The organism is Shinella sp. R2-11, assembly GCF_055330205.1.
On record NZ_JBVAPC010000006.1, the window covers coordinates 41,032 to 60,176 of the forward strand.

14 protein-coding genes are annotated in these 19,145 nt (G+C 66.3%); 8 read left to right on the forward strand and 6 right to left on the reverse strand.

All coding sequences use genetic code 11. The features are described from left to right. Positions 1-32 precede the first annotated feature (32 nt). The 5 genes from ACZ1A1_RS16035 (at position 33) to ACZ1A1_RS16055 (ending at position 4,463) form a co-directional block, all read left to right on the forward strand. Positions 33-1,325 carry an Hsp70 family protein gene (locus ACZ1A1_RS16035; protein ID WP_463620670.1) on the forward strand — a complete coding sequence of 431 codons (1,293 nt, stop codon included), beginning with the start codon at positions 33-35 and terminating at the stop codon, positions 1,323-1,325. Positions 1,326-1,370: 45 nt separating this feature from the next. Further along, positions 1,371-2,231: a uracil-DNA glycosylase family protein gene (locus tag ACZ1A1_RS16040; protein ID WP_463620671.1), complete on the forward strand. Its 861-nt coding sequence runs from the start codon at positions 1,371-1,373 to the stop codon at positions 2,229-2,231. Positions 2,232-2,442: 211 nt separating this feature from the next. After that, positions 2,443-2,619: a hypothetical protein gene (locus tag ACZ1A1_RS16045; protein WP_162911529.1), complete on the forward strand. Its 177-nt coding sequence runs from the start codon at positions 2,443-2,445 to the stop codon at positions 2,617-2,619. 52 nt (positions 2,620-2,671) lie between these two features. After that, positions 2,672-2,815: a hypothetical protein gene (locus ACZ1A1_RS16050; protein ID WP_463620672.1), complete on the forward strand. Its 144-nt coding sequence runs from the start codon at positions 2,672-2,674 to the stop codon at positions 2,813-2,815. A 361-nt stretch (positions 2,816-3,176) separates the two neighbouring features. Beyond that, positions 3,177-4,463, forward strand: a complete 1,287-nt coding sequence (locus ACZ1A1_RS16055; RefSeq protein ID WP_463620673.1) for an MFS transporter — start codon at positions 3,177-3,179, stop codon at positions 4,461-4,463. Here ACZ1A1_RS16055 and ACZ1A1_RS16060 read toward each other — a convergent pair. Then, entirely contained in the window at positions 4,454-5,392 is a 939-nt protein-coding gene (locus ACZ1A1_RS16060; protein WP_463620674.1) for a DMT family transporter, read from the reverse strand. The genes ACZ1A1_RS16055 and ACZ1A1_RS16060 overlap by 10 nt on opposite strands. Positions 5,393-5,714: 322 nt before the next feature. Here ACZ1A1_RS16060 and pepN point away from each other — a divergent pair, with 322 nt between their 5' ends. Next, positions 5,715-8,363: an aminopeptidase N gene (gene pepN, locus ACZ1A1_RS16065; protein WP_463620675.1), complete on the forward strand. Its 2,649-nt coding sequence runs from the start codon at positions 5,715-5,717 to the stop codon at positions 8,361-8,363. Between the two features lie 7 nt (positions 8,364-8,370). Here pepN and ACZ1A1_RS16070 read toward each other — a convergent pair whose 3' ends face one another. Beyond that, entirely contained in the window at positions 8,371-8,739 is a 369-nt protein-coding gene (locus ACZ1A1_RS16070) for a VOC family protein (RefSeq protein ID WP_415213759.1), read from the reverse strand. A 74-nt stretch (positions 8,740-8,813) separates the two neighbouring features. On the opposite strand from ACZ1A1_RS16070, the gene ACZ1A1_RS16075 reads away from it, so the two are divergent. Continuing rightward, positions 8,814-9,515, forward strand: coding sequence for a helix-turn-helix transcriptional regulator (locus ACZ1A1_RS16075; protein ID WP_463620676.1), 702 nt, complete (start codon positions 8,814-8,816; stop codon positions 9,513-9,515). A 153-nt stretch (positions 9,516-9,668) separates the two neighbouring features. Further along, a complete protein-coding gene (locus tag ACZ1A1_RS16080; protein WP_313196607.1) occupies positions 9,669-12,017 on the forward strand; it encodes a PAS domain-containing sensor histidine kinase in 2,349 nt (782 codons plus the stop codon). Positions 12,018-12,255: 238 nt separating this feature from the next. Here the strand turns inward: ACZ1A1_RS16080 and ACZ1A1_RS16085 are convergent, their stop codons facing one another. The 4 genes from ACZ1A1_RS16085 to ACZ1A1_RS16100 all read right to left on the reverse strand — a co-directional run bounded on the left by ACZ1A1_RS16085 (position 12,256) and on the right by ACZ1A1_RS16100 (position 19,137). After that, on the reverse strand, positions 12,256-15,210 hold the full coding sequence (locus ACZ1A1_RS16085) for a bifunctional [glutamine synthetase] adenylyltransferase/[glutamine synthetase]-adenylyl-L-tyrosine phosphorylase (protein WP_463620677.1): 2,955 nt from the start codon (positions 15,208-15,210) through the stop codon (positions 12,256-12,258). Between the two features lie 30 nt (positions 15,211-15,240). Then, entirely contained in the window at positions 15,241-16,656 is a 1,416-nt protein-coding gene (locus ACZ1A1_RS16090; protein WP_463620886.1) for a sensor histidine kinase, read from the reverse strand. A gap of 13 nt (positions 16,657-16,669) precedes the next feature. Continuing rightward, a complete protein-coding gene (locus tag ACZ1A1_RS16095; RefSeq protein ID WP_463620679.1) occupies positions 16,670-17,395 on the reverse strand; it encodes a response regulator transcription factor in 726 nt (241 codons plus the stop codon). Positions 17,396-17,571: 176 nt separating this feature from the next. After that, complete coding sequence (locus tag ACZ1A1_RS16100) at positions 17,572-19,137, reverse strand: Do family serine endopeptidase (protein ID WP_463620680.1); 1,566 nt, start codon at positions 19,135-19,137, stop codon at positions 17,572-17,574. Positions 19,138-19,145: the final 8 nt, after the last annotated feature.

Genomic DNA, 19,145 nt, shown 5'->3' on the forward strand with positions numbered 1-19,145 from the left:
CAACCCATACCAGTGGACAAAGGGGCACGGCGATGGCACGGGCACTCGGGCTCGATTTCGGCACGACCAACACGGTTCTGGCGCTTGCGACGGGCGGCAGCGAGACGCAGTCGATGCATTTCGAAAGCAGCGTCGGCGTCACCGACACGATGCGCACGGCGCTTTCCTTCATGAAGGATCCGGTGGTCGGCGCGCAGGCGCTGAAGGTCGAGGCCGGGCAGGCGGCGATCCGCCAGTTCATCGACAATCCCGGCGACTGCCGCTTCCTGCAATCGATCAAGACCTTTGCTGCAAGTTCTCTCTTCCAGGGCACGCTGATCTTCGCCCGCCGGCACGCCTTCGACGACCTGATGGAAATCTTCCTGCGGCGCCTCAAGGCCTATGCCGGCGACGAATGGCCGGCGGATGTCTCGCGGGTGATCGCAGGCCGGCCGGTGCAGTTCGCCGGGGCGAGCCCGGACCCGGGCCTTGCGCTGGAACGCTACAATGCCGCCCTGACGCGGCTCGGCTTTCCGGAGATCCACTATGTCTTCGAGCCGGTCGCGGCCGCCTATTATTTCGCGCAGACGCTGAAGAGCGATGCGACGGTGCTGGTCGCCGATTTCGGCGGGGGCACGACGGACTATTCGCTGATCCGCTTCGAGCGGCAGGCAGGCCGGCTGGCGGCAAGGCCCATCGGCCATTCCGGCGTCGGCATCGCGGGCGACCATTTCGACGCGCGCATGATCGACCATCTCGTGGCGCCGGAAATCGGCAAGGGCACGCATTTCAGGAGCTTCGATAAGGTGCTGGAGGTGCCGAGCGGCTACTACGCCAATTTCGCGCGCTGGAACCAGCTGTCGATCTTCAAGACGACGCGGGAATTCACCGATCTCAAGTCGCTGGTGCGCTCGGCGCTGGAGCCGGAAAAGCTGGAGCTCTTCATCGACCTCGTCGAGCATGACGAAGGCTATCCGCTCTACCAGGCGATCTCGGCGACCAAGATGGCGCTCTCTTCTTCCGACGAGGCGGAATTCGATTTCGCCCCGCTCGGCGCCGCCGGCCGCAAGATGGTGAAGCGCGCCGATTTCGAAGGCTGGATCGCGCCGGACCTCGCCCGCATCGAGGGCGCACTCGACGAGGTGCTGGAAAAGACCCATACGGCGCCGGCGGAGGTCGACAAGGTGTTCCTCACCGGCGGCACGTCCTTCGTGCCGGCCGTGCGGAACATCTTCACCCGCCGCTTCGATGCGGACAAGATCGAGACGGGCGGCGAACTCCTCTCCATCGCCCACGGCCTTGCGCTGATCGGCGAAAGCGAGGACGTCGCGCAGTGGGCGGCGTGACGCGAGCGCTTTCCTCCCGCCCGTCGCTTCGCTAAGGTGCGCCGCATGAACGCCGCCAGAGACCTTCATCCCGAACAGCTCCGTTCGCTTCTGCATTTCTATGCGGATGCGGGCGTGGAATGGCTGCTAGAGGAAGAGGCGGTCGACCGCATCGCCGAATTCGAGGCGATGCGCGCGGCGCGGGGCGCACAGCCCCGGCAGGAGGCCGCGCCTCCCGTTCAAGCACCGGCCCGGCAGGCCCCCGCGCGGCAGGAGCAGGCCCGGCCCGCCACCCCTGCCCCGATGCCGAATGTCTCGATCCCGGACAGCCAGGCCGTATCCGAGGCCGAATTCGCCGCCGCCAGCGCCCGTTCGCTGGACGAATTGCGCACCGCGATGGAAGGCTTCAACGGCTGCAACCTCAAGACCAGTGCGCGCTGCCTCGTCTTTGCCGAGGGCAATGCGAAACCCTCCGTCATGGTGATCGGCGCCATGCCGAATGCCGAGGACGACCGCGACGGCCAGCCCTTCTCCGGCCGGCAGGGTGCGATGCTCGATCGCATGCTCGCCGGCATCGGGCTTGCCCGCGCCGACCTGCTCCTAACCAATGTCGTGCCGTGGCGACCGCCGGGCAACCGGCCGCCGTCGCAGCGCGAGGCCGATATCTGCCGGCCCTTCATCGAACGGCAGATCGCGCTTGCCGAGCCGAATCACCTGCTGATCCTCGGCAATTTCGCCGCGCGCTTCCTCCTGCGCTCCAACGACACGATTCACCAGTTGCGCGGGGAATGGCGCGACATCGAGGTTGCCGGCCGCACGGTCCCCGCCTTCGCGACGCTCCATCCACAGGATCTCGTGACGGCGCCGATCAGCAAGCGGCTGGCCTGGCAGGACCTCCTTGCCTTCCGCGCAGGGCTCAAAGGCTGACACCAGCAAAGCCAACCAGTCTTTTCAAGGACTTGGCCGCAACGTCCTGCCAACCTTCAAGCGCCTTGCCGCGAATCTGCCTCAAGCATGAACAAAATATTTCAGCAGCCATGCGAATTGCACATATCTGCCGGGCAGAATGTCGCATTGCGAAATCAATGCTGCGGTGCAATATGAAGACACGGGAGGACAGGATTTAAGGAATCGACCCATGACCGCCCGTTTTCGGCCCATTCATTCGAGCTTCGAGACGCTCCGCCATTCCGGTCTTCGCGCCGGCCGCGGCTTCGGCGGCATCGCTGCCCCGGCCAACGAGCAGCTCACGGCCGCCGGCTTTGCCCGTATCAACCGCCCCGCCCAGCTCTTCTCCGAGTTCATCACGCGCTGAGCGAATGCGAGGGCGCTTCCGCGCCCTCTCCAGACGACCGCAGGAGCAAGCCATGGCCACGATTCGCAAGCTGATGTCCGATATCGCCGATATCCGCGCCGCCGTGAACGCCGCGCGGGAATATTCGATGCTCGCCTGCCTGCCGCGCGACGCCGTGCAGCGCCGCGATCCGCTCAAGGCCTTCCTGCCCAACTGAGGCCGCTTTGAAAGCGGCCCCCGGGCCGCGATATGATCGCCATCGTGAGGAGGTGAGACGCCTTTCCTCCGGTGGAGACCGGGTCGAAGCCCGGTTCCCGTTTCTTGGCTGATCGTCAGGGTGAAGCGCCAAGTCCTGAACCTGATGAGCGGCGTAAGCCGGATTTTCAAACGTCTCACCTCCTTTCTTTTGCCGGGCATTCGCCCGACGCTTCCTTCAGCACGACCCTTCCGGGAAGCTGCGACCTCTCCGTTTCATGACAATCTCTTTACGCCAGCCGTTGTCGCAGTGGACAGCGCGCGGGCGGCGCAATAGAGCGACAGTCGCAAGACGAACGCATCCCGCCTTTTCCGGAGCCCCCATGCTGGCGAGCCTCGTGCCGATTCTCAGCCTGATGCTGTCCACCTTCCTGATGATGGTGGCCTTCGGCCTCCAGAGCTATGTCGTGCCGGTGCGCGCGGTCGCGGAAGGCTGGTCGACGCAGACGATCTCGATGATCGCGACGGGCTACACGATCGGCTTCACGCTCTCCTGCATCGTCACGCCGAAATTCGTGCTGCTCGTCGGCCATGTGCGGGTGTTCGTCGCGCTGATCACGCTGCTTGCCATCGCCATCCTGCTCTGCGCGCTCGTCGTGGACTGGCCGGCCTGGATGCTGTTCCGCGCCATATCGGGCTTCGCCATTTCCGGCAGCTATCTCATCATCGAAAGCTGGCTGAACGAGAAGGTGACCAACGACAATCGCGGCTCGGTCTTCTCCATCTACCTGATCACGACCATGGTCGGCACGATCGGCGGGCAATATCTCGTGCCGCTCGGCGATCCGTCCAACACGACGCTCTTCATCCTCTGCGGCATCATCTTCTCCGTCGCGCTGCTGCCGACCGCCCTCACCTCCTCGCCGCTGCCGGCGGCGCCGACGCAGGTGCGCTTCAACGTTCCGACGCTCTATCACCGCTCGCCCGTCGCCGTGGTCGGGGCGTTCCTCGCCGGCGCGCTCTCCGGTGCCTGGCTCAATCTTGGCGGCGTCTTCACGCAGCGCAGCGGGCTGACGACCGCCGAGGGCGCGACGCTGCTCGCCTCCGTTCTCATCGGCAGCTCCCTCTCGCAGATCCCGATCGGCCGGGCCTCCGACCGGATGGACCGCCGCCTCGTCATGGTCGCCTGCGGCGCGGTCGGAACGGTCTCCTGCCTCGTCATGGCGCTTGTGGCCGGCGGGCCGCCGGTCCTGCTCTATGTCGTCGCCGCCTGCGTCGGCTCGGTGATCTTCCCGATCTATGCGTTGAATGTCGCCCATGCCAACGACCGGGCGCAGCCGGACGAATATGTCGAGGTCTCCTCCGGCATGATGATCGTCTACGGCGTCGGGACGATCTCCGGCCCCATCATGGTCGGTCCCATCATGGACCGCTTCGGCCCCGGTTCGCTCTTTGCGGTGCTCGCCGTCTATTTCCTGCTCTACGGCGCCTATGCCGCCTGGCGCATCAGCCGGCGCGAGGAAAACGACGGCCTCGTCGCCAAGACGGATTTCCAGGCCATGGCGGCGCAGCCGCTCGGCGCCGATGCCGCGGCGGCGGCGCTCCAGCCGGATGCGGTACCCGAGGAACTGGTGGAGGACACGACGACGCCGGAATGGCGTCAGCCCTGAGGAAGCTTGTGCCGCAATTCGGCGCGGCGCTTCAGGTCGAGTCGATGCTCGCGGAAGATCACGAAGATGCCGGCACTGACGACGATGGCGGTGCCGAGGAGCATGGCGCCCGTCGGCACGTCGTCGAACAGGACGTAGCCGATGACCAGGCCGAGCACGATGGACGTATATTCGAAGGGCGCGATGGTGGAGACGTCGGCATAGCGGTAGCTCGACGTCAGCAGCAACTGGGCGATGCCGCCGCAGAAGCCGGCGAGCGCCATCAGGACGAGCGATTGCCAGCCGAGCGCAATCCAGCCGAAGGGCAGCGTGCCGAGCGAGAAGAGCGAGGCGAAGAGCGAGAAATAGATCACGATGGTCGGCGTGCGCTCCGTCTGCACCAGCTTGCGCACCAGCACCATGGCGCAAGAGCCGAGCACGCCGAAGGCAAGCATGGCGAGCACGCCCATCGCCTCCGAAGAGCCCATACCGCCGCTGCGGAAAAGCGTGAGGCGCGGCCAGCTGATGATCGCGACGCCGACGAGGCCGACGAGAACGGCCGTCCAGCGATAGAGGCCGACCCGCTCCTTGAGGAAGACGGCGGCGATCATGACGGTGAAGAGCGGCAGCGCATAGCCGAGCGCGATGGATTCCGGCAGGGGCAGATGCACGAGCCCGTAGAAGCCGAAGCCCATGGAGAGGATGCCGACGAAGCCGCGCTTGAAATGCCCGAAAATGTCCTTCGTGCGGAAGGCGTCGCGTAACTGCCCGTGCAGGCCGAGGAAGACGAGGATCGGCACCATGGCGAAGGCGGAGCGCAGGAAGGTGATCTGGCCCGCCGGAATATCCTTGCCGGCCGCCTTGATGAGCGTCGACATGCACAGGAACGTCACCACCGAGGCGACCTTCAGGCAAATCCCCTTCATGGGATCGGGAGACTGGACGTCCATGCGGGAACTCGTCACGGCGGGCCGGCCATGGCTTCGGGAACTGGGGATGATCGGAGAACCGATTCAGACAATCGCAAGTCTAGCCGCATTGCGGGCCGGGTACGATGAATTCTCGTGATGCATCGCGGATAATTTTGATCGGACCGGACCAAAGAAATGCTGTGCCGGGACGGCACGATTTTGTGATTTCAGCTTTCCCTTGGAAATGAGATGTTAAGCCAATCGTCCTATCAATTCGTTGAACTTGGGGGCAGACCGTCCCGGCGCTCCTTCCGCCATGCACAGGCACGAGGGGCCGGGCGGCATAGAGCAGGACATATCCATGCGGACAGAGAACGGCCAGATCATCCACCTGGCGGACTATCGCCAGACTGACTTCGTTCTCGAGCGCGTCGATCTGACCTTCGAACTGGACCCGACGGAAACCAAGGTCGAGGCGCGGCTGATCTTCCACCGCCGCGAGGGCGCCGATCCGGCCGCTCCGCTCGTCCTCGACGGCGACGAGCTGGTCATGACCGGCCTCCTCTTCGACCAGATGGAGATGGACGCCGCCCGCTACGACGCCAAGCCCGACAGCCTGACGATCCGCGACCTGCCGGCGAGCGAGCCCTTCGAGATCACGATCACCACGATGATCAATCCCGAGGCCAATACCCAGCTCATGGGCCTCTACCGCACGAACGGCGTCTACTGCACCCAGTGCGAGGCCGAGGGCTTCCGCCGCATCACCTATTTCCCCGACCGGCCGGACGTGCTCGCCGTCTACACGGTCAACATCATCGCCGACAAGGCGAGCTGCCCGCTGCTGCTGTCCAACGGCAACTTCCTCGGCGGCGCGGGCTACGGCGAGGGCAAGCATTTCGCCGCCTGGTTCGACCCGCATCCGAAACCCTCCTATCTCTTTGCGCTCGTCGCCGGCGACCTCGGCGTGGTCGACGACACGTTCACGACCATGTCCGGCCGCGAGGTGACGCTGAAGATCTATGTCGAGCACGGCAAGGAGCCGCGCGCGGCCTATGCGATGGACGCGCTGAAGCGCTCGATGAAATGGGACGAGGCGGTGTTCGGCCGCGAATACGACCTCGACATCTTCATGATCGTCGCCGTCTCCGACTTCAACATGGGCGCCATGGAGAACAAGGGGCTCAACGTCTTCAACGACAAATACGTCCTCGCCGACCCGGAAACCGCGACCGACCAGGACTATGCGAATATCGAGGCGATCATCGCCCACGAATATTTCCACAACTGGACCGGCAACCGCGTGACCTGCCGCGACTGGTTCCAGCTCTGCCTGAAGGAAGGCCTGACGGTCTATCGCGACCATGAATTCTCCGCCGACCAGCGCTCGCGCGCGGTCAAGCGCATCGCCGAGGTGCGGCACCTGAAGTCGGAGCAGTTCCCGGAGGATGCAGGCCCCCTCGCCCATCCGGTGCGCCCGACGAAATACCGCGAGATCAACAACTTCTATACGACGACCGTCTACGAGAAGGGCTCCGAGGTGACGCGCATGATCGCGACCATCGTCGGGACCGACGGCTTCAAGAAGGGCATGGACCTCTATTTCGAGCGGCACGACGGCGATGCCGCGACGATCGAGGATTTCGTCAAATGCTTCGAGGACGCGAACGGCGTCGACCTTTCGCAGTTCTCGCTCTGGTATCACCAGGCCGGCACGCCGCTCGTCAGCGTCTCGTGCAGCTACGACCAGGCGAAGGGCGAATTCACGCTATCGCTGGAACAGATGATCCCGCCGACACCCGGCCAGGCGACGAAAGAGCCGATGCACATTCCGCTGCGCTTCGGCCTGCTGCTGGCTAACGGCTCGGAAGCCACGCCGAGCGCCGTCAGCGGCGCGGATGTGACCGGCGACGTGCTGCACCTCAAGGAGCGCCGCCAGACCGTCACCTTCTCCGGCATCGCCTCGCGCCCGGTCGTCTCGCTCAACCGCAGCTTCTCCGCGCCGATCAACCTGCATTTCGAGCAGGCTCCGGCCGACCTCGCCCAGATCGCCCGCCACGATAGCGACCTCTTCTCCCGCTGGCAGGCGCTGAACGATCTTGCCCTGCCCAACCTCGTCGAGGCGGCGCGCAAGGCGCGGGCGGGCGAGCCGGTGGAAACCAATGCGGTTCTTGTCGATACCTTGATCGCCATTGCCGGCGACGAGGCGCTGGAGCCGGCCTTCCGCGCGCAGGCGCTGGCCCTGCCCTCCGAATCCGACATCGCCCGCGAACTTGGCAGCAACAACGACCCGGACGCCATCCGCGCCGGCCGCGAGGCCGTGCTCGCCTTCGTCGCGAAGCGCGACCCCGCGGCCTTCGCAAGGCTGTTCGACGCCAACCGCACCGAAGGCGCCTTCACGCCGGATGCGGCAAGCGCCGGCCAGCGCGCGCTGCGCAACGCGGCGCTCGCCTATCTCGCCGTGTCCGACGGCGCGCCCGCCCGCGCGGCACAGGCCTTCGCAAGCGCCGACAACATGACGGATCTCAGCGCGGCGCTGACGGTACTCGCCCACCGCTTCCCCGATGCGCCGGAAACGGCGGCCGCGCTGGAGACCTTCCGCGCGCGCTTCGCCGACAACGCGCTGGTCATCGACAAGTGGTTCTCCATCCAGTCGACCATTCCGGGCGACGGCGCGCTGGAACGCGTCAAGGCGCTGATGACGAGCCCGCATTTCAACAAGGCGAACCCGAACCGCGTGCGCGCGCTCGTCGGCACCTTCGCCTTCTCCAACCCGACCGGCTTCAACCGGGCGGACGGCGCGGGCTACCGGTTCCTTGCCGAGCAGATCCTGGAGATCGACCCGAAGAACCCGCAGCTCGCCGCGCGCATCCTCACTTCCATGCGCTCCTGGCGGGCGCTGGAGGAGGTGCGCTCCGACCACGCCCGCAACGCGCTGCGCACCATCGCCGCGGGCGAAAAGCTCTCCTCCGACGTCTCCGACATCGTGGAGCGCATGCTGAAGGGCTGAGCCTCGCTCACTTGTCCGGCGGGCAGACGCGGATCCGGTGGCCATCCGGGTCCAGCGCGACGAAGGTGCGGCCGAAGACGGCCGTGAACGGCGGCTGCTCGATGGCGACGCCGGCCGCCTTCCACGTTTCGTGCAGCGCGTCGATCGCCGCGTCGTCATCCACGACGATGGCGATCTCGGAACGATGGCCGGTGCCAGACGAGACGAATTCCGGCGAGCTGGTCGACCACAGGCCGAGACCGAGGCCGTTCTCGAACCGGAAGGCGACGAAGCCGGGCGACTGGGCCACCGGCGCGCGGCCGAAAAGCTGCTCGTAGAAGCGGCCGCTTACCGCCGGGTTCTCGACATAGAGGATCAGGAGATTGGGAGAGATCATGGGGATCGTCCTTTCGTTGCTTTGACGGGACGATCCTAGGCGACACCACTGCCAGAAAATGGCAGTATCGTCACATGACCCGCTCCGAACGACTGCTCGCCCTCCTCCAGCTTCTCCACCGCCACCGCCATCCGGTGAGCGGCGCCATGCTTGCCGGCGAGCTCGACGTCAGCATCCGCACGCTCTACCGCGACATCGCCACGCTGCAGGCACAGGGCGCCGATATCGAGGGCGAGCCGGGCGTCGGCTATGTGCTGCGCCCCGGCTTCATGCTGCCGCCGCTCATGTTCTCGCAAGGGGAACTGGAGGCGCTGGTGCTCGGCTTTCGCTGGGTGCAGAAATTCGCCGATGCGCCCGTGACCAAGGCCGCGACGGACGCGCTCGCCAAGATTTCCGCCGTGCTGCCGGCCGAGCTTGCGGCGGAGCTGGAGAACACGGCGCTGCTGGTCGGGCCGCGCAGGATCGTCGACGGCGAGATCGTCGATCTTGCCGTGATCCGCGCGGCGATCCGCCGGGAGCGCAAGCTCCGGCTATCCTATTGCGACGCGGCGGGCGTGCGCAGCGAGCGCGTGGTCTGGCCGGTCGCGCTCGGCTATTTCGAGGAGACGCGCATGCTGGTCGCCTGGTGCGAATGGCGGCAGGGCTACCGGCATTTCCGCACGGAGCGCATGGCGGCGATCGCGCTTCTGGAGGAGCGCTTTCCCCGCCGGCGCGCCGCGATGCTGAAGGAATGGCGCGAGACGGATGCGGGACCGCGACGGGCGAGCCAGGCGTAAAGCCCTGCCCGGCAAGTGCAATTTCCCAACCATGAGAAATGGTTAAAAAACTTTTACCTTTTTCTATGGACAAGCCGAATCACAATTGATTCATTAGGGCAGATTCGGGCGAGCGGCGCGCCGAATCACGAGAGGGTTACAAGGTTTATGACGATGGCGGACGCGCAACGAGGACGCGCAGCCGGCGGATGGACTCGTCTCAGATTCCCGGGAATGGCGGCCTGGGAAGACGAGGCGACGGGACAGGCGAAGATCTTCGCCGGGCCCGCCGCACGGCGTCTGACGCGGGCTGAGCCCGTGCTGAAACGGTCTATACCGATCCTGATCATCGCCTTCCTCTTCGTGGTCGGCATTTCGCGCATGGTCGGCATCATTGCCGAGCATGACCGGATGGATGCGAGCGTGCGCGACACGACCTCGCTGACGGCGATGGCCGTCGGCGCGGTCTTCTCCGGCACGCTGGCCGAAAGCCTGGCGAATTCCGACCGCATGGCCGTCGAGGCCGCGCTCTCGCTCAACCTGCCGCAGGACCGCATGCAGCCGGGCGGCATCGTGCTCTTCGTCGAGGAGGAGGGCCGCGTCTTCGGCGCCTCGCTGGCGGCCGCGCGCTTCGTCGGCCAGTCGCTGGCGCGCTTTTCCTCCGAGCTTGCCGCCGCACAGTATTTCGGCGAGGCGGGTGGCGTCTTCCATACCCGCATCGGCGGCGAGGAATATTATGCCTCGCTGGTGCAGATGCCGAAGAAGGGCGGTTTCATCGTCGTCGCCAATCCGCTCGGGCACCTCGCCCTCTTCTGGCGCGACGAGGTGGCGCTGAACGTCACGCTCTTCGCCGGCATCTCGGCGATCCTGCTCGTCATCCTCTATGCCTATTACATCCAGGCCAAGCGCGCGCGCGATGCCGATGCGATCTTCGCGGAATCCAACCTGCGCGTGGAGACGGCGCTCGCCCGCGGCCGCTGCGGCCTGTGGGACTTCGACCTCACCAACCGCCGGCTCTTCTGGTCGCGCTCCATGTACGAGATGCTCGGCATGCCGGCGCGCGACAGCGTGCTCTCCTTCGGCGATGCCGCGCGCCTGATGCATCCCGACGACGACGGCATCTACCAGGTCGCGCGCGCGGTCGCGCGCAGCGAGGCCAAGCAGGTCGACCAGGTCTTCCGCATGCGCCATGCCGAGGGGCATTACGTCTGGCTGCGCGCCCGTGCCCAGCTCATCCGCATGGCCTCCGGCCGCATGCACATGATCGGCATCGCCATGGACGTGACCGAGCAGCATCGGCTCGCGCAGCGCTACCAGGAGGCCGACCAGCGCCTTGCCGACGCCATCGAAAGCACCTCCGAGGCCTTCGTCCTCTGGGACAAGCACGACCGGCTCGTCATGTGCAACGCGCATTACCAGCAGGCCTACGGCCTTCCCGACGAGGTGCTGGTGCCCGGTACGGAGCGCGCGACAGTGCATGCCGCGGCGGCCCGCCCGGTCATCGAGCGGCGCATCGCGGATGCGGACGGCACCGGCATCTCGCAGACCAGCGAGGTGCAGCTTGCCGACGAGCGCTGGCTGCAGATCAACGAGCGGCGCACCCGCGACGGCGGCTGCGTCTCCGTCGGCACCGACATCACCATGATGAAGCGGCATCAGGTGCGTCTGCGCGAATCCGAACGCCGGCTGATGGCGACCATCGGCGACCTCTCGGCCTCCCGCGCCACGCTGGAGCGGCAGAAGACGGAGCTTTCGCTGGCCAATGCCAACTACCAGGCGGAGAAGGAGCGCGCCGAGGCGGCCAACCGCGCCAAGTCGGAATTCCTCGCCAACATGTCGCATGAGCTGCGCACGCCGCTCAACGCCATCCTCGGCTTCTCGGAAATCCTTCAGAACCAGATGTTCGGCCCGATCGGCTCCGACAAGTACCGCGAATATTCCCGCGACATCCACGAGAGCGGCAAGCACCTGCTCAACGTCATCAGCGACATCCTCGACATGTCGAAGATCGAGGCCGGCCACATGCGCATAAGCTGCGAGACGGTCGATCTTACGCCGCTGATCGAGGAGACCATGCGGCTTACCATGCTACAGGCGGAAAAGAAGAATATCGCCGTGCGGCAGACCTGCCCCGACAATCTCCTTGCCGTCGCGGACCGCCGCGCCATGAAGCAGATCCTGCTGAACCTGCTCTCGAACGCCATGAAGTTCACCAATGCGGGCGGCAAGGTGGAGGTGAGGGCGCGCAAGGTCCACGGCGCGATCACGCTGACCATCGCCGACACCGGTATCGGCATCCCGAAATCCGCTCTCCAGAAGATCGGCCAGCCCTTCGAGCAGGTGCAGAGCCAGTACGCCAAGAGCAAGGGCGGCTCGGGCCTCGGCCTCGCCATCTCACGCTCCCTCGCCCACCTCCACGGCGGCGGCATGCGTATCTATTCCGTCGAGGGCAAGGGCACGATCATCTCGGTGCGCATCCCCGACCGGGAACGGCTGGCGGCGCTGCACCTGGCGGCGGCTTGAGGCGATCGATCCCCGCCGTGGCCCGCCCCTCATCCGGCCTGCCGGCCACCTTCTCCCCGCAAGCGGGGAGAAGGCGAGATGCCGGACCGCTTTCCCAAACCATCAGCGTTCATGTGGGGCACGTCCCCTCTCCCCGCCTGCGGGGAGAGGGTTAGGGTGAGGGGCAAGCAACCTTGCGGCCAATCACGCTTACACCCGATGCCATCCCAGTCCCGAACATGATGGCAAGGAAGACGCCTCACCCCTTCACCACCCCCTGGAAAATCTTCCGCACAGCCTTCGATATCCGGCGGATTTCCGCCTCCAGCGTGCGCAGGTCCGGGCAATCGCCGGCCCGGCAGACGAGGTCGATGAGGCCGGCGGGGGCTTCCTTGGGGTCGAAGCCGCCGTCCACGCAGAGGCGGACGATCTGCGAGATCTCCGTATAGAGAGACAGCGCCTTCTGCACCACATCGAGATCGTTGGGGTCCATCATGCCGGCGCCGACAACGGCCAGCGCATCGGCGGTCGGCATGACCTCTTCCGGCTGCGGGGCGCCGCGGGCCGGCGCGACCAGCGCCAGGAACTGGGCGATGAACTCGATGTCGATCAGCCCGCCCGCGATGAGCTTCAGGTCCCAGATGTCCTTCGGCGGCTTTTCCTGGTCGATGAGGTCGCGCATCTCGGCGACGTCCCTGGCGATCTTCACCGTGTCGCGCTTGCGGGCGAGCACGGTGCGGAAGATGCCTTCCGCCTCCGTCATCAGGCTCTCGTCGCCGCAGAGCACGCGGGCGCGGGTGAGCGCCATGTGCTCCCAGGTCCAGGCCTCCTCGGCCTGGTACTTGGCGAAGGAGGTGATGCGGGTTGCCACCGGCCCCTTGTTACCGGAGGGGCGCAGGCGCATGTCCACCTCATAGAGCACGCCCTCGGCCGTCGGCGCGGAGAGCGCCGCGATCAGCCGCTGGGTGATGCGGGTGAAGTATTTTACGTTGTCGAGGGGTTTTGCGCCGTCCGATTCGAAGGCGTCGCTCTCGTGGTCGTAGAGAAGGATCAGGTCGATGTCGGAGCCGGCGGTCAGCTCGAAGCTGCCGAGCTTGCCCATGCCGACCAGCGCCACACGCCCGCCGGGGAACTTGCCGTGCGCCGCCTCGATCTCGTCGAGCACCGCCTTCAACGCCGCCGCGACGATGAGGTCGGCGACATAGGTGAAGGCGCGGGCGGCCTGTTTGCCGGTGATCGCGCCGGTCAGCAGGCGGATGCCGATGAGGAAGCGCTGCTCGGCGGCGATGATGCGCAGCCGGTCGAGAATTTCCTCATAGTGCCGCGCGCCGGAGACGAAACCCTCGATGCGTTCGGATAGGTAGGCGCGGGTCGGGAGTTCGGCGAGGAGGCCGGGATCCAGCATGCCGTCGAAGACGTGGGGCTTGGCCGCGATCACCTCAGCCAGCTTCGGCGCGGACGACATGATGTTGACGATGAGCGATAGCAGCGCCGGATTGTTGCCGAGCAGCGAGAAGAGCTGGATGCCAGCCGGCAGGCCGGAGATGAAGTTGTCGAAGCGAAGCAGCGCCTCGTCCGCCCGCTTGCTCTCGCCGAAGACGCGCAGGAGCTGCGGCGTCAGCTCCGTCAGCCGCTCGCGCGCCTCGACGGATTGCGTGGCGCGGTAGCGGCCGTAATGCCAGGTGCGGATGGTGCGGGAAATGTCCGCCGGGCGCTCGAAGCCGAGGCGCTTCAGGGTCTCCAGCGTATCGGGATCGTCCTTCTGGCCGGTGAAGACGAGGTTGCCGGTCTCCGAGGAGAGCTTCGCCTCCTGCTCGAAGAGCGCCGCATAGCGCCGCTCGACGGTCTTCAGCACTTCGACCAGCTTTGCGGAGAAGGCGGCGGTGTCGGCAAAACCGAGCATGAAGGCGATGCGCTTCAGCTCGGCTTCTGTTTCGGGCAGGGTATGGCTCTGCTCGTCGCGCACCATCTGCACCCGGTGCTCGACGTCGCGGAGGAACCAGTAGGCGTCCGTCAGCTCGCGCGCCGTCGCCTCGTCGATCCAGCTGGCTTTCGCAAGCTCGGCCAGCATGGGCTCGGTGGCGCGCAGGCGCAGCGCCGGCACGCGGCCGCCCGCGATGAGCTGCTGGGTCTGCACGAAGAACTCGATCTCGCGGATGCCGCCGCGGCCGAGCTTGACGTTGTGGCCCTTCACGGCGATCTCGCCATGACCCTTGTGCACATGGATCTGCCGCTTGATCGAATGGATGTCGGCGATCGCCGCATAGTCGAGATATTTGCGGAAGACGAAGGGCACCAGCCCCTTGAGGAAGGCTTCACCGGCCTTGAGGTCGCCGGCGATGGGCTTGGCCTTGATGAAGGCGGCGCGCTCCCAGTTCTGGCCGCGCCCCTCATAATAGAGCATGGCGGAATCGAAGGAGATGGCGAGCGGCGTCGCGCCGGGATCGGGCCTGAGGCGCAGGTCCGTGCGGAAGACGTAGCCGTCGGCCGTGCGCTCCTGCATGATGCGGATCAGCCGGCGCACGAGGCGCGAGAAGGTCTCGACCGCCTCGCTCGGATCGACCGCCACATCCGCCATCGGATCGAAGAAGACGACGAGGTCGATATCGGACGAATAGTTGAGCTCGGCCGCGCCGAGCTTGCCCATGCCGAGCACGATGAGGCCGGACTTCTCGCTCGGGCGGGCGGGATCGGGCAGCTTCAGCTTGCCGCTCGCATGCGCCGAAAGAAGGAGATGGTCGATGGCCGCCGATGTCGCCGCTTCCGCAAGCCCGGTCAGGAGCGCCGTGGTCTTGCGGGCGTCGAAGATGCGGGCAAGGTCGGCGAGCGCCGTCAGGAAGGCGACCTCGCGCTTGGCGACGCGCAGGCGCGTCATCAGCATCGCTTCCGTCACCTCGCCGCCCTCCCCCGGCTCCCAGGCCTTGCGGGTGCGGGCGACGGCGGCCTCGATGGCGGGAAGGATCGGCTCCTCCAACGCGCGGACGAGAAGGGCCGGATCGATGCGGGCGGTATCGCGCAGATAGGGCGAGAGCGTGAAGGCCGCGACGATGAAATCCTTGAGCGGACCGTCCTCGGCAAGAAGCTTCGCAATGCCGGCGTGTTCCCTGCCCCAGTCCTTGAGGTCGGACAGGACCGATTTGACTTCCGTCTGGCTCAAGGGCCGGATGGGGGATGCCGAAAGATCGGAAAACCGCGTCGCTTCCGTCACGCTCATGATGTCTCCTCGCCGTTTCGACGAGGTGTATCAGTCCGGGAGGATGGGGAAAACCATCCTGACGGTCAGCCCCCGATTGTTTTCCCGCTCCGGATGGGTCGCGTCGAGCTCCAGCCGGCCATGGTGCATCTCCATGACGGCGCCGACGAGCGAGAGGCCGAGGCCGGTTCCCGGTTTGGTGCGGCTCGCATCGAGGCGCACGAAACGCCGCACCACGTCGTCGCGCTTGTCGTCCGGCACGCCGGGGCCGCTGTCGGCGACGGCAAGGACGACGTCGGCCTCGCGCCGCGCCAGCGAGACGCGGATCTCCGGCTCGCCCTCGCTGCCCTCGACATATTTGACGGCATTGTCGATGAGGTTGCCGAGCGCCTGGCCGATCAGCTCACGATTGCCCTTGATCTCGATGCCGTCGGCAATCTCGGTGACGAGCCGCAGGCCGCAATCCTCCGCCACGGGCTCGTAGAGCTCGGCGCTGTCATGGGCGATCTCGCTGATGTCGACGGCGCTCATCTCGGCGGGCGCCTGCCCGGCTTCGACGCGGGAGATCATCAGGAGTGCGTTGAAGGTGCGGATGAGCTGGTCGGATTCGCCGATCATCTCCTCGAGCGCCGTGCGGTGATCGGCCGCCGCGCCGCCGGCAAGCGCCGCCTCGGCCTTGTTGCGCAGGCGCGTCAGCGGGGTCTTGAGGTCATGCGCGATGTTGTCGGAGACCTGCTTCAGGCCCTCGTTCAGCTTCTCAATGCGCCCCAGCATCGTGTTCAATGATTCCGACAGGCGGTCGAATTCGTCGCCGGAGCCGCTGGTCGGCAGGCGTTGCGATAGGTCGCCGGCCATGATGCGCTGGCTGGCGTCCGACATGCGGTCCATGCGCTTCAGCGCATTGCGGCCGATGAGATACCAGATGGCGAGCGCGCCGACACCCATGACGCCGAGCGCCACCATCAGCGCCTGGCGCACCAGCACACGGAAATTCTCCGGCTCGCCAAGATCGCGGCCGACCAGCACGCGAAGGCCGTTGGAGAGCACGATCACCTGCGCATAGGCCATCGGCCGGCTGTTGCCGCGCGCCTCCTCCTGGTAGCGCTGGTAGCGGAACGGCGTCTCTGTCCACCCCTCCGTGTCGAGCACGCCCGGCTGGAGGGAGGCGACGTTGCCGGCCAGCACCTCGCCGGTGGGGCTGGCGATGATGTAGAGGTTTGCGCCGGGCTGGCGGGAGCGGCGCTCCAGCGTGCGCAAGAGGCCGTTCATGCCGTTGTTGTCGAAGATGCGCTCGATCTGGTCGGCCTCCTGCGCCACCGCCTCGCGCATCTGCTGCTGGAGCAGGCCTTCCGACATGGAGGAGACGTAGAAGACGAGGAAGGCCGCGCAGGCGGCGAAGAGCAGCAGGTAGACGGCGGAGAGGCGCACGGCCGTCGTGCGGTAGAGGGCGGTCAGCCTGCCGAGCATCCGGTTCATGGGGTCAGCCCGCCGCCTCGTCCTTCATCATGTATCCGGCGCCGCGCACCGTGCGCAGCAGCGGCTGGTCGAAGTCCTTCTCGATCTTCGAGCGCAGCCGCGAGACATGGACGTCGATAACGTTGGTCTGCGGGTCGAAATGATAGTCCCAGACGTTTTCGAGCAGCATGGTGCGCGTTACCACCTGTCCGGCATTCTTCATGAGGTATTCGAGCAGGCGGAATTCGCGCGGCTGGAGGAGGATTTCCCTGCCGGCGCGCTTGACGGTGTGGGAGAGCCGGTCGAGCTCGAGATCGCCGACGCGGTAGACCATGTCCTGCTCGGGCGTGCCCTTGCGGCGGCCGAGCACCTCGATGCGCGCCAGAAGCTCGCTGAAGGCATAGGGCTTGGGCAGGTAATCGTCGCCGCCGGCGCGAAGGCCCGTCACGCGGTCGTCGACCTGGCCGAGGGCCGAGAGGATGAGCACGGGCGTATGGATATTGCGGCGGCGCAGCTCCGAGATCAGCGACAGGCCGTCGCGGCGCGGCAGCATGCGGTCGATGACGAGGACGTCATAGGTGTTCTCGGTGGCAAGGAAGAGTCCGCTTTCGCCGTCGCTGGCATGATCGAGCACGATGCCCGCCTCGCGAAAGGCCTTCGAGAGATAGGCCGCCGCCTCCAGATCGTCTTCAACAATCAATATCTTCATGGCTTCAACCCTAGCGCATGGTCCCGCGAGTCGGAACGGCATCTCGCGATTTTCGTGTGGCGCGGACCGCCCCTCACCTGCCTGCCGGCATCCTCTCCCCGTAAACGGGGCGAGGAGCGCTGGGCGCGCCAGCAGGCCGGATGATGGGCCGCCTTATACGGCAGCGCCGCGAAACCTTTCGATCTCGCGGCGCCGTGAGCAGGGAACAACGGAGCCGGTCAGCCCTGATCGATCGGCAGCGCCAGGAAGCGGCTGCCGTCCTTGGTCTCGATCTGGAACAGCGCCTTGGTGCGACCGTCCTTGCGGGCGCCGTCGATCACCTTCATCACGTCGTCGGCCGACTTGACGGCCTGGTTGTTGACGGAGGTGATGCGGTCGCCTTCCTTCAGGCCCCGGTCGCTGGCGTCGGAGTCCGGATCGACGGTGGAGACCGTCAAGCCGTCATCGCCCGGCGTCACCGAGATGCCGAGATCGGCGAGCGCCTGCTCGCTGTTCTCCTCGGCAGGAGCTGCTTCGTCGGGGGTCGCCGCGGCCTGGATCTGCTCGCCGGCCAGCGTGCCGATCTCGACCGACACGTTCTGCGACTTGCCATCGCGCCAGACCGAAACGTCGACCTTCTTGCCGGGCGCGATGTCGGCGACGCGGCGGGCAAGGTCGCGCGGATCCTTAACGGGTTCGCCGTCGAGCGCGGTGATCACGTCGCCCTTCTTGATGCCGGCCTTGGCGCCGGGGGAGTCGGCCTGCGGCTCGACGACCAGCGCGCCTGCGGCATCCGCAAGGCCGAGCGAATCGGCGATGTCGCGGCTTACCGGCTGGATCTGCACGCCGAGCCAGCCGCGGTCGACCTTGCCGTCCTTCATCAGGTCGGCGACGACACCCTTGGCGACGGAAGCCGGGATTGCGAAGGCGATGCCGACATTGCCGCCCGACGGCGAGAAGATCGCGGTGTTGATGCCGACGACCTGACCGTTGAGGTTGAAGGTCGGGCCACCCGAATTGCCGCGGTTCACGGCGGCGTCCACCTGGAGGTAGTCGTCATAGGGGCCGGAGCCGATATCGCGGCCGCGGGCCGAGATGATGCCGGCCGTCACCGTGCCGCCGAGGCCGAACGGATTGCCGACGGCGACGACCCAGTCGCCGACGCGGATCTGGCTGTCATCGGCGAAGCTGACATAGGTGAACTTGCGCTTGTCCTTCTCGGCGACCTTCAGCACGGCGAGGTCGGTGCGGCTGTCCTTGCCGACCAGCGTCGCGTTGAGCTCGGTGCCGTCGTTCATGACGACCGTGAAGGCCGAGCCGTCGCTGACGACGTGGTTGTTGGTGACGATGTAGCCGTCTTCGGAGATGAAGAAGCCGGAACCCTGCGCGGTCGGGCGCAGATGCGGCTTGCGGTTCGGGCCGCGACGGTCGCCGAAGCGGCGATCCGGACCGCGGTCGCCGCGGAACTGGTCCTGGCCGCCGAATTCACGGAAGAAGCGCTTCAGCGGGTGATCGTCGGGAAGGTCGTCGAAGCCGCGGCCGCCGAAGTTGAAGCTGAAGTTGCTCTCGTCGTTTGCCGGCTTGGCATCGGACTGGACGCGGACGGAAACCACTGCGGGGGAAACGGCCGAAACGACATCCGCGAAGCTCGCGACCTGGGGGGCCTGGACGGTGACGGCTTCGGCATGGCTTTCGGTGACGCGCGCGGGAATGCCGGTCGCAAGCATGACGGCCGCAAGCCCGGCGACGGTGGTCGTCTGCAGCACGGTCTTGAGGCCAGGACGGAATGCGGAGATCTTGGACATTCTTTGCA

Bases quoted from the DNA above. Each gene is read 5' to 3' on its own strand.
- ACZ1A1_RS16040 (WP_463620671.1), top strand. From the start codon at position 1,371: ATGAACGCCGCCAGAGACCTTCATCCCGAACAGCTCCGTTCGCTTCTG.
- ACZ1A1_RS16090 (WP_463620886.1), bottom strand. From the start codon at position 16,656: ATGCTCGGCAGGCTGACCGCCCTCTACCGCACGACGGCCGTGCGCCTC.
- pepN (WP_463620675.1), top strand. From the start codon at position 5,715: ATGCGGACAGAGAACGGCCAGATCATCCACCTGGCGGACTATCGCCAG.
- ACZ1A1_RS16060 (WP_463620674.1), bottom strand. From the start codon at position 5,392: ATGGACGTCCAGTCTCCCGATCCCATGAAGGGGATTTGCCTGAAGGTC.
- ACZ1A1_RS16070 (WP_415213759.1), bottom strand. From the start codon at position 8,739: ATGATCTCTCCCAATCTCCTGATCCTCTATGTCGAGAACCCGGCGGTA.
- ACZ1A1_RS16075 (WP_463620676.1), top strand. From the start codon at position 8,814: ATGACCCGCTCCGAACGACTGCTCGCCCTCCTCCAGCTTCTCCACCGC.
- ACZ1A1_RS16100 (WP_463620680.1), bottom strand. From the start codon at position 19,137: ATGTCCAAGATCTCCGCATTCCGTCCTGGCCTCAAGACCGTGCTGCAG.
- ACZ1A1_RS16095 (WP_463620679.1), bottom strand. From the start codon at position 17,395: ATGCCGTTCCGACTCGCGGGACCATGCGCTAGGGTTGAAGCCATGAAG.
- ACZ1A1_RS16045 (WP_162911529.1), top strand. From the start codon at position 2,443: ATGACCGCCCGTTTTCGGCCCATTCATTCGAGCTTCGAGACGCTCCGC.
- ACZ1A1_RS16080 (WP_313196607.1), top strand. From the start codon at position 9,669: ATGGCGGACGCGCAACGAGGACGCGCAGCCGGCGGATGGACTCGTCTC.
- ACZ1A1_RS16055 (WP_463620673.1), top strand. From the start codon at position 3,177: ATGCTGGCGAGCCTCGTGCCGATTCTCAGCCTGATGCTGTCCACCTTC.
- ACZ1A1_RS16085 (WP_463620677.1), bottom strand. From the start codon at position 15,210: ATGAGCGTGACGGAAGCGACGCGGTTTTCCGATCTTTCGGCATCCCCC.
- ACZ1A1_RS16035 (WP_463620670.1), top strand. From the start codon at position 33: ATGGCACGGGCACTCGGGCTCGATTTCGGCACGACCAACACGGTTCTG.
- ACZ1A1_RS16050 (WP_463620672.1), top strand. From the start codon at position 2,672: ATGGCCACGATTCGCAAGCTGATGTCCGATATCGCCGATATCCGCGCC.